The 14,598-nt window shown below is 33.5% G+C and carries 21 protein-coding genes and 1 pseudogene; 16 read left to right on the top strand and 6 right to left on the bottom strand.

Annotation, left to right across the window (positions count from 1 at the left end):
* Positions 1-435 precede the first annotated feature (435 nt).
* The 4 genes from CFY84_RS11275 (at position 436) to CFY84_RS11325 (ending at position 2,611) form a co-directional block, all read left to right on the top strand.
* Entirely contained in the window at positions 436-600 is a 165-nt protein-coding gene (locus CFY84_RS11275; RefSeq protein ID WP_171289030.1) for a hypothetical protein, read from the top strand.
* 1,019 nt (positions 601-1,619) lie between these two features.
* On the top strand, positions 1,620-1,805 hold the full coding sequence (locus CFY84_RS03750) for a hypothetical protein (protein ID WP_088822846.1): 186 nt from the start codon (positions 1,620-1,622) through the stop codon (positions 1,803-1,805).
* Entirely contained in the window at positions 1,768-2,388 is a 621-nt protein-coding gene (locus tag CFY84_RS03745; RefSeq protein ID WP_228149590.1) for a DUF6414 family protein, read from the top strand. Before CFY84_RS03750 ends, CFY84_RS03745 begins: the two co-directional genes overlap by 38 nt.
* A complete protein-coding gene (locus CFY84_RS11325) occupies positions 2,375-2,611 on the top strand; it encodes a hypothetical protein (protein ID WP_228149589.1) in 237 nt (78 codons plus the stop codon). Before CFY84_RS03745 ends, CFY84_RS11325 begins: the two co-directional genes overlap by 14 nt.
* A 26-nt stretch (positions 2,612-2,637) precedes the next feature.
* Here CFY84_RS11325 and CFY84_RS03740 read toward each other — a convergent pair whose 3' ends face one another.
* From CFY84_RS03740 to CFY84_RS03730, 3 genes are all read right to left on the bottom strand, one after another.
* Positions 2,638-3,927 carry a Y-family DNA polymerase gene (locus CFY84_RS03740; RefSeq protein ID WP_088822845.1) on the bottom strand — a complete coding sequence of 430 codons (1,290 nt, stop codon included), beginning with the start codon at positions 3,925-3,927 and terminating at the stop codon, positions 2,638-2,640.
* Complete coding sequence (locus CFY84_RS03735) at positions 3,924-4,484, bottom strand: LexA family protein (protein ID WP_088822844.1); 561 nt, start codon at positions 4,482-4,484, stop codon at positions 3,924-3,926. Before CFY84_RS03735 ends, CFY84_RS03740 begins: the two co-directional genes overlap by 4 nt.
* 136 nt (positions 4,485-4,620) lie before the next feature.
* A complete protein-coding gene (locus CFY84_RS03730) occupies positions 4,621-4,755 on the bottom strand; it encodes a DUF2256 domain-containing protein (protein ID WP_171289029.1) in 135 nt (44 codons plus the stop codon).
* Positions 4,756-5,053: 298 nt separating this feature from the next.
* Between CFY84_RS03730 and CFY84_RS03725 the strand changes: the two genes are divergently transcribed.
* From CFY84_RS03725 to CFY84_RS11270, 7 genes are all read left to right on the top strand, one after another.
* A complete protein-coding gene (locus tag CFY84_RS03725; RefSeq protein ID WP_088822842.1) occupies positions 5,054-5,461 on the top strand; it encodes a hypothetical protein in 408 nt (135 codons plus the stop codon).
* Positions 5,462-5,752: 291 nt separating this feature from the next.
* The gene (locus CFY84_RS03720; protein ID WP_088822841.1) at positions 5,753-5,995 is read left to right on the top strand and encodes a hypothetical protein; all 243 of its coding nucleotides are present in this window, start codon (positions 5,753-5,755) and stop codon (positions 5,993-5,995) included.
* 291 nt (positions 5,996-6,286) lie between these two features.
* Positions 6,287-6,760 carry a DIP1984 family protein gene (locus tag CFY84_RS03715; protein ID WP_088822840.1) on the top strand — a complete coding sequence of 158 codons (474 nt, stop codon included), beginning with the start codon at positions 6,287-6,289 and terminating at the stop codon, positions 6,758-6,760.
* 325 nt (positions 6,761-7,085) lie between these two features.
* Positions 7,086-7,646, top strand: coding sequence for a hypothetical protein (locus CFY84_RS03710; protein ID WP_088822839.1), 561 nt, complete (start codon positions 7,086-7,088; stop codon positions 7,644-7,646).
* Between the two features lie 736 nt (positions 7,647-8,382).
* A complete protein-coding gene (locus CFY84_RS11360) occupies positions 8,383-8,505 on the top strand; it encodes a hypothetical protein (RefSeq protein WP_265734643.1) in 123 nt (40 codons plus the stop codon).
* Positions 8,506-8,843: 338 nt separating this feature from the next.
* Positions 8,844-9,215 (top strand): hypothetical protein, encoded by a 372-nt coding sequence (locus CFY84_RS03705; RefSeq protein ID WP_088822838.1) that lies wholly within the window; start codon positions 8,844-8,846, stop codon positions 9,213-9,215.
* A gap of 54 nt (positions 9,216-9,269) precedes the next feature.
* Entirely contained in the window at positions 9,270-9,437 is a 168-nt protein-coding gene (locus CFY84_RS11270) for a hypothetical protein (RefSeq protein WP_171289028.1), read from the top strand.
* 15 nt (positions 9,438-9,452) lie between these two features.
* Here the strand turns inward: CFY84_RS11270 and CFY84_RS03700 are convergent, their stop codons facing one another.
* Genes CFY84_RS03700 through CFY84_RS03690 form a run of 3 tightly spaced genes read right to left on the bottom strand, consistent with a single transcriptional unit; the run spans position 9,453 to position 10,728 of the window.
* Positions 9,453-9,887 (bottom strand): hypothetical protein, encoded by a 435-nt coding sequence (locus tag CFY84_RS03700; RefSeq protein WP_088822837.1) that lies wholly within the window; start codon positions 9,885-9,887, stop codon positions 9,453-9,455.
* Between the two features lie 20 nt (positions 9,888-9,907).
* Positions 9,908-10,273 (bottom strand): hypothetical protein, encoded by a 366-nt coding sequence (locus tag CFY84_RS03695; protein ID WP_088822836.1) that lies wholly within the window; start codon positions 10,271-10,273, stop codon positions 9,908-9,910.
* The gene (locus CFY84_RS03690) at positions 10,273-10,728 is read right to left on the bottom strand and encodes a hypothetical protein (RefSeq protein ID WP_088822835.1); all 456 of its coding nucleotides are present in this window, start codon (positions 10,726-10,728) and stop codon (positions 10,273-10,275) included. The genes CFY84_RS03695 and CFY84_RS03690 overlap by 1 nt, the downstream gene beginning before the upstream one ends.
* A 156-nt stretch (positions 10,729-10,884) precedes the next feature.
* Here CFY84_RS03690 and CFY84_RS03685 point away from each other — a divergent pair, with 156 nt between their 5' ends.
* The 5 genes and pseudogenes from CFY84_RS03685 to CFY84_RS03665 all read left to right on the top strand — a co-directional run bounded on the left by CFY84_RS03685 (position 10,885) and on the right by CFY84_RS03665 (position 14,295).
* Positions 10,885-11,223 carry a hypothetical protein gene (locus tag CFY84_RS03685; RefSeq protein WP_088822834.1) on the top strand — a complete coding sequence of 113 codons (339 nt, stop codon included), beginning with the start codon at positions 10,885-10,887 and terminating at the stop codon, positions 11,221-11,223.
* Positions 11,224-11,289: 66 nt separating this feature from the next.
* Positions 11,290-11,937, top strand: a complete 648-nt coding sequence (locus tag CFY84_RS03680; protein WP_088822833.1) for a hypothetical protein — start codon at positions 11,290-11,292, stop codon at positions 11,935-11,937.
* 66 nt (positions 11,938-12,003) lie between these two features.
* Positions 12,004-12,908 (top strand): annotated as a pseudogene (locus CFY84_RS03675) (phage tail tube protein).
* 2 nt (positions 12,909-12,910) lie between these two features.
* Positions 12,911-13,294: a hypothetical protein gene (locus CFY84_RS03670; protein ID WP_088822832.1), complete on the top strand. Its 384-nt coding sequence runs from the start codon at positions 12,911-12,913 to the stop codon at positions 13,292-13,294.
* A 275-nt stretch (positions 13,295-13,569) separates the two neighbouring features.
* Positions 13,570-14,295, top strand: coding sequence for an AAA family ATPase (locus tag CFY84_RS03665; RefSeq protein WP_088822831.1), 726 nt, complete (start codon positions 13,570-13,572; stop codon positions 14,293-14,295).
* Positions 14,296-14,598: the final 303 nt, after the last annotated feature.

Genomic DNA, 14,598 nt, shown 5'->3' with positions numbered 1-14,598 from the left:
CACAATAAGGTGTAAAACATTATATTATAGTTTTACATTATTTCTGTTTGGTGACATTTTCACTACGGGGAAATGACTTTGAACGCAATAGCGTATATCTTTAAACTTAATTTTATTTCTAATTGAAGTAAAGCCAATCATGAGAATCGGATTAATCTGATGGTAAATCATCACCTAAGATGCGATGATAAATGAATGGCAGATGTTGAGGAGAGATTAAAATGCAGAGCGTCCATCAATAGATTTTAGTTTTACACTATATTGCAAAACTGACGTTTAATTTAATTGGGATGATTAGATTAAGTTGAGAAACTTACATCAGAAATTCGATATTACTTTAAATCAGCAATATAGCCAGTCAGTATTTTAACTTCGATGAATTTCTATTTTGAGCGAAATAGAATGTTCGTCTTTTGATAAAAGGAAGGCAACTTTATGAAAAACGTATTACGCGCAATCGCAATGATCACAATGGCTGTTACTTGTTCAACAGTACTTGCAATGTCTACAGCATGTTCAACAGTTCCAACTAAGAACGTTAACGTTGCTGATCCTACCCAAGGTAAAGGTGGTTTCATTGATGCTGATGGCGGTCATTAATTTTTAACTTCTTTTTGGTGTGTGTTTTGGCGAACACATTATAAAATATAATACTCTTTTATACACCACTTCTTATATGCCTTGGTTGGATGTTTTGAGCGATATCTACCAAGGCATTGTTGTTTCTGTATCTACGGTGTTACTGTAGTCTTCGAATCTTAAACGAATCTTAATTTATTAAAATATTTAGCTCTTCTATTGAGTTAATCTTATATGCTGCAGTCAATTTAATTTAAATGAATAATAACAGCAACTTAATGTTGCATTACTTTATTGTAAAATGAATAAATATTCAACACCTAAAGATTAAAAACTTAAAATTAATTTTAAGTTAGCTATTTTTTAAGTTTTCTTAATTTTTAAAAGAATGTATTTATTTAAACTTCTGATGCTATCAAATCTTATCTAATCGCCATTTAAAAGAAATCTTGTTTGATCATCTAGTCTTGTGATGATAAAGCGCATGCGTTAATCACAGAAATAAAACTGAAATTCACCTTGATTTACAGTACATTTATGCTGAAAACAAAAAATATCGCACTATATTCTGTATTAAAAGAAATCAATCTAATGTCGCAATATCAAAGTAACGAGATAAGTGATGAAAATAATTATATTTATACTAATGGCATGTACCCTTACAGCATGTGCAACAACCAATGTATCTGATCCTAAACAAGGGCGCTGGGGAATCAATGAGCGTGATGGTGGATAAATGAATAAACCGATGATATGTAACAGATGAAAGTGATTTTACTTTGTTTGATCAGTATATGCTTAACCGCATGTGCTGCATCAACTGTTAATGTGGCCAATCCAGCACATGATCGTGTCGGTTTTTTAGATGCAGATGGTGGTTAGGATCATTTAACTATTCATCGTGTGAATAAAGCATTTTTACTTTATTCACATTTTTGAAACAGATTGTTGTTATGAATGTTTAGCATGCATTGTGACGCTGTTATTTTATGCTAAAATATGCTCAATCCAACTGACCTCAAGCCTAGAGGAATATACATATGGACTTTATTTTTCTGAATAAAAAATCCTATGTCACTGATACAGCAAAAAGCCTTGCGTATGTGATTGAAGATTATAATCGTGCTGTTAAAGATGGTGCACGTCAGTATAATGAGCATCGCAAAAAAGCGGAGGAAGAGATTAACAGTGGCGCAAGACTTACAAAACATCGAATCAATCTTTGACTTCTTTTATCTTGATCATACCAAAATTAAATCTTTTTATGCGCAGCTCAATGGTTCAGGTGCGCTGACCTCAATTAAAAAAACAAAACATATTGCTGATGCTAAAAAAGCAGAGGTTAGTGTGGGCATTCCGACGGTTACTGGCGGAAAAATGTCCACCGATCATTCAGCCAACTCGAGTGCTGAGCATGGTTATGATGGTGTGCCAACCATGCCACGTGAGATGATTAACGGCTTAGATGCACTCGGTTATATCTATCGTGACCTGATTCCTGAAAATTTAGGTTCTTTAGTGCTATTAAATGGCTGTTTAAATGTCACTGACGTCGAAGTCATGAAAGGAATTATTAAGCCAAGCGTTGATTATATGGCAGAACAAATGCCGAGCCGAACACGCGAAGATAAAAAGAAAGCTATTCAATTTAAAAATCAAATGCGACCTTTACTTGATTTTATTGCGCAAGTGCCGTTTGCCTTAAGTTGCAGTTTATATGTGAAAAATCCAAATCATCAAAATTTGACTGAAGTTTGGATGAGCCTAAGTCGAGATGATATTTCATCACAAGTGCATGACATTAGTTAAACATGGTGATAAATTAGCAGGGCAGTGGTATGTACTGGGTGTATTAGATGCTATTCCAAACTCATTACAAAGCGCAAAAGAAAATATTCCTGATCATGATGGTTTTGGACAATTTAAAAAGTCAGCATCTGAAATGTTACAAATGTTTGGTCGTCATCCTGAGTCCTATGGTATTACACCAATTGCTATCTTTAGAGTGTTAAAGCCTGAAAATAAATCATAAACATATAGCACCAATCTATGAGCAGTTTATTTGACTTGTAAAAACTCCGCTGGTTTAAAGTAGTTTTGAGATAATTTTTCCCGATGCATCATCCAAGCGCGTTCAGGTAGCATACAACTTCCAATCGCAAGCGTTTTTGCACCATACTTTGTTCGTGCATATTCATATACTTCAAGCAACTTATCTTGTTTCACTTTTTGCGCTGGCTCAGAAAGCAAGTGACCATTTAGGGTAGACTTTGCTTCTAATGCAGTTAGAATTACACCGCATTTTTTATAAAATACCTGTTCTTGATACATGCTTTCGATCAGAGAGAGCGCTATTTTGACCATATCAACAATTGAATCTGTTGGTTCAGAAAAACTATATGTGCGAGATTGGTGATGGAATGGTTGCATGGAATTAAATGGGTTAGATTGGGCAAATACAATAATACAGCCACACACTAAATGATCGCTTCGCATACGGCGAAAAGCGTCTTGTATATACAATGTTGTTGCTTCTTTCAAATCACTTAATTTAGTGACGCGTATACCGAAGGAGCGACTTGCAATAATTTGCTTTTTAGACGTCTGGTTTGATTCTATATCTAAACATGCAATTCCTTGAAGTTCGAGTATGGTTTTTTGCATCAGTACAGAAAAAAGTTTTCTCATTTTTTGCGGATTGGCGAGTGCAAGGTCGAGCGCAGTATGTATGCCTTGTGTGGCTAGCTTTTTACTGTGCTGTCTACCAATACCCCAAATTTCTCCGACAGGAATATGGTGAAGCACTTGCTCTTTAATGGTGGGGTCCATATGGGCAAGATCACATACACCGCGATAATGTTTCTGTTTTTTTGCTAAGTGGTTAGCGAGCTTTGCTTCAGTTTTACTGCGACCAATTCCGACACAGACAGGCAAGCTTAAGCATTGATTCATGGTGGTTCGGATGGTTTGCGAATATGTTATTAAATCAAAATGTGTAGCATAAGCACTCAGATCTAAAAAACATTCATCAATGCTATAGATTTCATGCTCATCTATGTCAACAAAATTGGCCAATATGCCATGGAATCGACGAGACATTTCTGCATATAACGTGTAATTACTCGACAGTACTTCAATCTGATGTGTGGCAACTAAGTTTTTAATTTGGAAGTAAGGTACAGCCATTTTGATGCCGAGTGCTTTTGCTTCTTCAGATCGTGCAATGACACAGCCATCGTTGTTTGAGAGGACAATCACAGGGACATTATTGAGCTTTGGTCTGAAAGCTCTTTCACAACTGACATAGCAGTTATTGACATCAACAAGTGCAAAAATCTTTGCTTTCATCGGAAGTTTTTAATCACACGGGTGACAACACCCCAAATGATTAGTTCTTGTCCTTCAGATAAGAAAATGCTTTCAAAGTCAGGGTTTTCTGCTTTTAGCCACTTTTGGTCGCTATCAATCATCAATCTTTTCACGGTAAAGTCATTGTCAATTAGTGCAATGACGATATCACGATGTTTAGGATCTAAACTACGGTCCACGATTAATTCATCATCAATATCAATGCCTGCATCACGCATTGATAACGATGCAACACGAACAATGAATGTAGCAAATGGATTTTTGATCAGATGCTCATTCATATCTAATGCACGATCAGTATAATCTTGAGCGGGAGATGGAAATCCTGCTGAAATTTTTTCGATTGCAAGTGGGATATTTAAATGGGTTGTTGCTGTCACTTCTGTGATTTGAGCAATTTCTTGTTGTTTTATATTTGTTTGTACCAAATATTGTTTAATCGCTGTCACTTTAGATTGAGGCACTCTAAGGGGTGTTGTTGGTTCATTAAATCGTGGTTTTCGACCCGCACCTAGTCGTTTTCCGCCGTGTGTCATGACTGTAATCTTGATTTAGTAACATAATCAAATATTAGTGGCTATAGTTAAAAATTTCAATTTCAAAAATGTCTATTAAATGAATGTCATTGATTTTTACCATCATGTCAGATGGGGCATTTAAATGAAAATCATGCTACTTCTTAGATTCTCGCCTGCATCGTTCGGAACAATATTTAACCTCATCCCAACAGCGTTCCCATTTTTTACGCCATGCAAATGGCCGTTGGCACTGTACACATACTTTTTGTGGTAAATGTTGTTTTTTCATCGTTGAAATTTACTGTATTGAACTATCTTATTAAAAGATTAACTTATATTGAGTTTAAGTGTGATGATGATAAGGTAACCTAAGCAAGTGATTTAAAATCGGATACATTCTGAGAATACGTGATGAAAATAATTGCATATCCCAATCATAATTATAATTCTTCAATTAAAATTTTTTTAAAAGTTAAAAAAATAAACATGGATTATAAACATTGATAAAATAAGTTAACAAATTAATGATTATTTTGTATGCATTAGGCTGTAGACTGAGTTTATCAGTCATACTATAGATAATAAAAATGCTAAAATCTACTCAACTTGGCTTATTGGCAATTACACTTTTGGGCTTATCTGCATGTTCTCAGCCTAAAAAAATAAATGATCATCATGTGTTTACCGCAGCTGAAGTCAAAAAAGACATTCAATCATCAGATTTCCGTGATAAATATTCAACTCAAGATATTGTAATTGAGGATAAAGTCCAGTCAGTGAGTGCTGATGTAAATAAAGCGATCTTAAAAATGAAAGCCAATGAGCCTGGACAGCCTGAAAGTATGTTAACTGTTAGTGTTGTTGCCGATTATGCTCGCCAAATTTTAGAAAGTCCTGAATATACATCTAAATCAGGTACGCGTATTAAGCTAACTTGTAAATTGACCAATAATCCTGCATATGATTTAGACAGCTGTATGATGCTAAATGAATAAATTATAAATTATTCTGAATATATACCAACCGCATAACTATACGTTGTGCGGTTTTTTAATTGATGACATGAAGCGTCATGATAAAAATATATATGATGTTCAAGGTTAAAGGACTAAACCATGAACGCGATTGAGCAAGTTGTAGACATGTAAAATTATGAGCCCAATTTGCTGCTATGTATGGTAGAGTCAAAGCAATTATTATTTAATATACTTGAAGTTATATTGAATAATAAACTAATTTCAATAATTTATTGAAATCCTACTTGGATGTAATTTATAGAGAGTAATATGAAACGAAAAGTGAAACAGCATATCACTCAACGTCTAAGACAACAGCGTAACATCAAAACGATGTTGGAAAATAGACAGCCAACAGAGGCGACACATTTTCATCCTGAACAGCAAATATATTATAAACAAGAAAACGGCAAATGGTTTTACTTTGAACATATGTGGGGTGAGTATTGGATTGAAACGGATGTACAATTGAATGAACTTGAGCAATTGGTTCAATCTGAGAATATGATGTAAAGGATGGGTGAATCCTTATTTTCATAGGTTGAATATCGGTGTTATTAATCGAATATAAGACATTCCTTTGTAAAACAGAAAATATAATTTAAAAGTCTAATAAAAACAATTTATTATCTTATTGGTGAAGTGTTTCGATTACCCTTTTTAAACGAGAATATAATTTAAATATCAGCCGATCAAATGAATAACTACTTGCTATCTTAATATCTTATGAGCAATATTTAAGCGGTTACATTTTATTTATTTTTCGGGTAAAGTTAAGCAAATATCTTATTTTTAGAAATTCAAATGAAATTAGCAGAAGCTTTATTAATTCGTAGTGACCAGCAAAAGAAGATCTCTTCTTTAAAACAGCGTATTGGCAATAATGTGTTAGTACAAGAGGGAAGTCTCCCTTCTGAAGATCCTAATAAGCTGTTGGCTGAAATTTTTAATATAATTACTGAACAGCAAAATTTAATTTATAAAATTAATATGACTAATGCAAATACGCAATTAGAAAATGGCAATACGTTGCTTCAATTCATTATGCAGCGAGATGCTGCGGTTGAAAGACACAAAATTTTAATTGCTACTATTGAAAAGGCACATCAAGAACCTGATCGTTACAGCTCGCGTGAAATTAAGTGGAATAAAACAATTACTGTTTCAAGCTTACAAAAACAAGCTGACGATGTTGCAGCTAAAATTAGAGACCTAAATATACATATTCAATCACTCAACTGGAAAATCGATTTAGTTGATGATATAAAAGAAGCTTAAGCTTTTGCTTAAATAAATTAGGCATACTGTGCGAGCGCAAGATCCATACCACACAATACAGGATTGAAAATTGTATAGTGTTTGCTGACAAAGGGGCATGTCTTAATTTACAACATAGCCTATCACATGTTACTTATTAAATTTTACACGTTATTAATTACTACCATGCGCTGGCAGTATGCTTAATTCATCGATTAAGGCAAATGCTATATTCGTGTCAAGGTGAACAAAATAATATTAATTCACCATTAGTTTAATAGCTTGCTTATATATAGGTGAGTTTTTTTATTTTAGGGCATCATAATGGCTTTTAAAAAAATTATTATTGGTTTTTTTAACCGGGACAGTTTTAATTTCTACAGCTGCTTTAGCAAAGACTGATAAGTTCTATAAGCCTTACCGTGTCGTTGGAAACGTAGAACATATTGAGCCTAAGTTATATATTATTCGTAATGTGACTGTTTCTCTATCTAGCAAAATCGAAGCCCCTGACTTTTTAAATCAGGAACAAGTTAAAGAGCGCTATGTTCAAAAGTTAAATGATGCATTAAGTGCACAGAATATGCTCGCAAATGAGCATACAGAAAAACCAATCTTGGTAGATTTTGATATTACACAAAAAAGGGTATTTGCTGGAGAAGGACTAAAGTTTATAAGTTCTAAAGTTGTCGGTAAGTATGCTCATAGTGAGTTCGAATATAGCTCTACCCTCAGTTCTAATAATACTGATATTGCTAAGTTATCTATCGATAAAGTGATGGGGATAGGAAAAAATGGATCATTTGGAAAAATATATCGTGATTTATCTTGGTCTGGAAAACCAGAAAATGAAATTGAAGATATAGATGCATTTACAAATTTAATGATTGAAAATTTACCTAAATAGCTAGAATAGAAGTTTGCTAAGAAAATATTGGAATTATTTATAAGAATAATGCCTATATTGATGTAGTAGATGATTTAGTTATTTCTTCTTTTAAGACAAAAGGCCTGATATTCAATTGTTGGGCTTTTTTATGCCTGTAGATTGACCAACTATAGAACATGCCATTGAGTAAAAAACTCAAAACTAGGGCTATTGGTATGCCCGAGCATAAAGGGTTTAAAAGCAAGTAAAGCAGACCGTGCATGTTAGGTTTGTCTGATTGTGAGTAGCGGTAGATCAGTTGCCGAGCTGATTAATATCGAAATTAAAGGCAGCAGTACTACCAGTTTTGGTAGTCCAGTTTTTAATATAGTTATTTTTATGCTACGGACATATAAATTATAGCAATAAAGAATGAGAGTATGAGTACAAAAATTACCTTCCAAAAGTCTTGTTCTGGTATTTTATGAAAATTTATTTTAGATGGGGTTACTTGGAGATCAGATATCATTTCCTATCTTCCTAAAATAAAAGCTAAGCCTATCAGTAAAGATACTATGGGTATCCATATAAAGTAGAATATTTTCCATGCAATATTCAAGAAATCACATAAGTATTCTCTTAATGATTTTGAAGTAGAAAGCATAAGATCTAATCCAAATATATTCAATTTAATTATATTTTACTATGCTATTAATTTCAGTGGTGCGATTTTTTAATACCGACAAATTGTCATATATAAAGTAAAGGAGTGCTTATGGACATCATACAAGCACGTAAGCACTTAAAAGAATATGAAGCTGAGTTAAAGAAATATCAAAGCTTATCTCGTGTAGGGCTATTGATGGAATACGAGAAACTGAACAATAAAGCTTGCTAGTATTGAGCAAGAACAACGAAACAAAGATCTTTTACGTTAATGAAAGCGAAACATTACAAACTATTCAAAATAGAATATCAGATAATGAATTTTGGAAACTATCTACTACTATTGGTTATAGTTCAATTAAGCAAATTAAGCCGCCTTCGGGTGGTTTTTCATAGGTAGCCTATGGACGAAAACGAAATATAAAGACCTGACAGGCAAGACGACTTATAAGCTAAAATCTTTATAAAATAATTATTTATTTAAATTAGTTATTAATAATGATAACTATTTATTGTTTGTATTAAAATTTGAGGTTAATATTCTTATTAAATAGATTAGAGATAAATCTAATGAATATTACAATATATTTAATGAGAGGCATATTTTTAACATTTGTAAGTCTTATTTTAATTGTTTTAGTAGTTGAATTATTATTTTGGAATTATTTATATAACCATTCTCAAATCTTTGGTGATATTGCAGGTTATCTTGTTTTATTAATAGGATTTATTGGTATTGGTTATCTTAATGCTCGTGGCGATAATAACGCGAATTTGCCTGGTAAGGCTTTATATATACATTTAGTCCTTACATTATTGCTTTTTATATCAGATTTAATTATGTCTAAAGAGAATATTATTATTATAACACTAAGATTTGTAGGTTATTTCATTACCTTACAGATAGGTGTACATATATATAATAAAAAACATAAGATTTAGAAAAATTATATAGTTTGAATAGCCACCCTCGGGTGGTTTTTTTATAGGTGGATTATGGATGAAAAAGACTATAAACACCTAACAGGTAAGAAAATCCATAAGCCAAAACCTAGAGCAAAGCCATTACCCAAAGCAACTAATAAATATTTAGAAACTGATGAACTGCTAACACAGCAAGTATTAGAACATAGCATTTGCGTGATATTTGAATTTAAATTTTGAGAAAATAAACCAAATTTAATTTTTTGTAGGTAATCTTACACCTTCCATGTTATTTACATATGGTTTCTTATTTTGATCACATAATATTTTAGCAATTTGACGATTATTTATGCTTACAGTAATTCCAGATTCAGTTTGATGATCGTCAGACATTCTATCAATTGAAGAATAAGCTGTATAAACCGTATTTCCATTAGGAACATCAACATCATAGTAGATTTCTCTTCCTACACCGGCCCATTGAAATGTAGATGATGAGTTTTTTGGTATTGAAAACGACAGCTCTGGATAGCTTAGGTTTCTTCCAAATTGATATGAAACTGTATTTTCATTTTGCTTAATAGATACTATTTTGTTATTCGTGGTTTTGCACTCAAAAATGATTGTTTGCTGAGCAAAAGTATAAAAGCTTGAAGTTATTGTTATGGCTGCTATGAAAAGTTTTTTCATTAATAATTCTCATACTTTATTTATGGTTGTATATAATCAATTGAATTAGAGATTTTCAGATCCTTTTCAAGTATCCACCCTACGGTATCAGTTCCATCTTTGGCAACAAACATTACATATAGCCATGTTTTGCTCTGATTTTTATATTCTTGGTAAGCCATAACTGAATCACTAGGGATAATAAAATGACCATTACTTTTGCATTCACTTGCAGGTGCTGAATGAAAGTATACTCGTGACCCTTTTTTGCCCTTAGCTATAAAACTATATTTTATTCCATATTGTATGCCTTTATTTTGAGCAAACTTATCTAAACCATCACAAGATTGAGCAAAAGAACTAAAGCTTATTAAAGATAACATAAAAGCAATGATTATTTTTTTCATCAGTTAGCCTGCCTAATTGTGGTCGATACATTAAGGGTTTGGTTTGGATCAGAGCTGGTTGCAATACTTTGTTGTTTTTCTTGCTTTAATCGTTTGTAATCGTCATCAGTCGGAGTATATTCATGTGCAGCTTGTTCAGACTCTTTTGGAAACTCTTGATTATTTAAATCCGATGCTGTTTCTGAAAGAGGTGCTAGTGGTTGAGAAGCAACATTATCATTTTCCTTTAGAGTGTGGGGCTCAGATGAAACTTCCTGTTTATCTTGACTAGAAAAGCTATTACTAAAGAAAAACTTGTAACCTCCGTATAGAGCAGCAATCATAATAATGAATGTAAATATTGTACTCAAACATCCACCGCTTGATAATTTACCTAGTACAAACTCACTACCACATTTTTTGCAATCATAACCATTTTGCCAATCCTCTTTAAATGTTTTGGTACCATTTACCACAATTTATATTCAAACCAATGTACCGCAAGTAATGAAGATTGAATATGGTGGATTCACTGAAAAGCCTCAGACAGCTAAAACAATTAATGGTTATTCAAAGCAAGCACTAACAGGACTATACGGCTTAACACTTTAGCTGATACAAGAGAAGTTTAAATGATGACACTTACACAGGCTCATACTGCAATTATTAGCCGTGTGAGCGCATTTAATGGGATAGAGCAAGCAAAGATTCTTTACCCACAAAGCAAACAGCAATTTGCTGTGCCAAAAACAGGGTTGTGGTGTTCAGTAGATATTCTTGGAAGCCAATCACTGATTAGTGGGATTGCTGATGGACCACAAACACGCAGATTATTAATATTGCAAATCACATGCTATGCACGACTAAATACGGGTTTGTTAGAGTTAAACAACTTGGTTGATGCTTGGCTGAATTATTTAGAGTATTACCAAATAGAGCAGCTTGAATGTTTAAATGGGGGAGGTTATTAGTGATGAAAATACAGATTTTATATTAATATACGATTTAGTATAAATTAATTACTTTATTGAATTATTATGAGTTGGGAATTTATTAGCCCTGTGATACAGGTATGTAGTGTTTTTATACCCGTTATAGGGTGGTTTGTTGTGCATCGTTTGTCTATGTCTAGAGAAAATAAAATATCCTCTAAAGATACTGCTTTAATCAAGTGGGAGTACTTTAAAAAGCTTAAGAATAAAGAGCTTTACTCATGGTATGAACGAGAGATTTTTGCAAAAAAAGTTGCTGGAAATACGAGTGCAACTCTTAAAGAAGTATTATACTTTCTACAGTTTAAAGATGCCGATCAATGGATGAGTAGTTATTTCCAATATAAAAAATATATTAAAGTAATTGAAAGTAATGACTACATAGTTAAGTTTGAAAGTGAATATATAAAGTTTAAGTATTTTATGTATATTGCAGGCTATTGGTTGCTTATGTTTATGGCATTAACACCTTTAGTCATAAGAGTTGGGTTTGATTATTATTTAAATGAAATATATCAATCACTTATGGGTGGATCAGTCATAGGAGGAATATGGTTGATTGTATTTCCTTTCATCAGCGTGATCGGTGCTTTTTCATCTGCAATACTCGCAGAAAACTTAAAAGGATCTAAAAATTTTGTAGATAATTTTGAATCCAAAGCAATAAAAATAGAAGAAAATCCTAACATATAGGACTTTCCTAGTTTTTTCAAACCGCCACTAAGGCGGTTTTTTCATACCTAACATTTCGAGAATGCCATGAGCTCAGGTGCTCGTATTCAACTTTACTATTGTGTTGAAGATACACCAAGTACAACACCAACATGGAAAACAGTACGTCGTGTGACTGATAGCTTGACAGAAAACGTAACCACAGCCACATCAGACAGTGTTGCAGATACACGATTTAAGCAAGGTGGTATGGCCACAGAATCAGAAAGCACAGGCGAACTTGAAGTCGAAATGTCAGTTGGCTTGTTTGATGAATTTTGGTCAGCAGTTGCTATGAACGATTGGTCTGCTGATGTTCTTAACTTTGGTGGCAATGCACGTAAAACATTTACTTTTGCGAAAGTCTTTGCAGATACTGGCCAAGTGTTTATTTATCGCGATGTACGTTTTAACTAAGCAACTCTTAGCATTCAAACTACAGGAAAACTGACCAATAAGTTTAGCTTGATGGGTACTGACTTTGAGCATACTACAGTAAATCCTGTAAGCAATCCTCAAGCTGTGGGTGATGCAGTCATTGTATCAACAACGAATGTGGGTGCATTAACAGTCAATGGTCAAAGTGTGGTTGGTACTGCATGTCTTGCTGAATTGACCATCAATAACAACCTCGTTGTATTGGTAATCAGAAATTATCTGCGCAGACATACTTGGAAAAGATGGTAGATATTACTTTGAATACGTCTTACATGTTTTCAGCGCAATTAGCAGGTTATATCGACTACATTAAATCTCGTGCAACGATGCCGGTTAATTTTGAAATTGCAGATCCAAAAGGGAATAAATATGCTTTTGCATTCCCACAGCTTGAAGTTTCCGAAGCCAACCATCCGGATGGTGGTGGTAATGACACAATTACCATTTTGATCAATTATAACCACATCAAAGTGTCGCCAACCATTACACATACACTAATTAAAACAGGGGCTTAATTATGTTGATTAAAATTGAGCAACCGCCTAAAGCTGAATTTTCGCAAGTATGGGTTGACTGCAAAGATGGTGTACGCCTATTGATTGCAAGCTCAAATAAGCCGTCATTTAACCGTGCGCTTGAGTTGAATAACATGCAGGCTGAACAAGAGTTGCAAGACATGAAGTTGGTGACAGATGACACAGCAGAAGGCGCAAAACTTGCCTTTAATCGTGCTATCTCTCATCTATTATTAGATTGGACTGGGATTGATTCAGAGCCGAACAAGCACTTCGAGTATAGAAAGTACGGCATAACGACTGAACATCAGCGTCAGCAACGTAAGGCTTTGGGCTTGAAGCTCCAGAGCCAACCCAACCAAGCTTTACTGCAGATTATATTCTAGGTGCTTTCAACATCATTTCACGATCAAGGCGTTATATTGAGACCATACCAATCGATCTATCACTCCATGATATCCAAGCATACTTTGATGTATATGGTTGTGATATTGAACCTCAAATATTTGTTGAATGTATCTTTGCTATGGATGATAAGTTTCTGAAAGATGTTAGGAGTAAATAATATCTTTTATAATCTATGACAGTCGTTTATAACTTACCTAATATAAAATGACAAAGTTATCTCAGTATACTTTGACCTGAAAATAGGTAGATAATTATGAAACACTCTCCTAGCTTTTTAAGAGGTGTAGAAATTCTAGATTCTATGCCAACTGAATATTGTTTTTTCAATATTTATCCAATGACATTTCATAAAAATGTTACTTTGTTAATTGGAGAAAATGGGATTGGAAAGTCAACTCTATTAGAATCTTTAGCAGTTAAATTAGGTTGTCCTGCCGAGGGTGGATCAAGAAATTTCAAATACAAAACAGAAGATACTCATTTTGAAGCTACAGAACATTTACGACTAATAAAGACGGGAAAACGTTTCTCTGATCTATTTTTTTATAGGTCAGAGACGTACTACAACTTTATGACTGAAATGAGAAAGTTGGATGAGGACCCAGAAGGTGGAGAAAAAATAAATACGTTTTATGGGGGAAAAGATTTACATCTTTTGTCACATGGGCAGTCCATGAAGGCTCTATATCAAAATAGATTTAAAGAAGATGGTTTATACTTTATGGATGAACCAGAAGCTTCTCTTTCAGCTGAGAGTCAAATAGATCTCATTAGCAAAATCTATGAATTAAGTTTAAAGGGGGCACAATTTATTATTGCAACACACTCACCAATCCTTATGGCAATTCCAAATGCAGAAATTATTGAAATAGGCCCTAGATTTCATAGAAGAGTTGCGTATAAAGATACTAGAGCATATTACTTCTACAAAAAGATCCTAGACTCTGATACTGACTCCATAGAGAGTTTAATTTCTTGAGAGGGCTAGTAGCTACTTTCCAAGGTGATATATTACTTAATAATTATATTTGCTTTAAATCAAAGTGAGCATAAAGATGAATAAAATTGTTCTTGTTAAGACACTACGGTTTTTTGCTTTATATTTAGTTTTAATGGTAGCCATACATTACTTTAGAGTAGGTAATTTAGCTGATATGAATTGGTGTTTTGTAATCACTTCTGGCATGACTATCGGTTTTACTGCGTCGTATTACAAGCATAAAAAGGCAATTCAAAGTCCATCACAGTTAAATCCCTGCAAATACAAGTTTCGATCTTAATA

Source organism: Acinetobacter apis (assembly GCF_900197575.1).
Lineage (GTDB): Bacteria > Pseudomonadota > Gammaproteobacteria > Pseudomonadales > Moraxellaceae > Acinetobacter > Acinetobacter apis.
The sequence above is the reverse complement of the archived record's forward strand: the minus strand, read 5'-3'. Positions and strand labels throughout refer to the sequence as shown.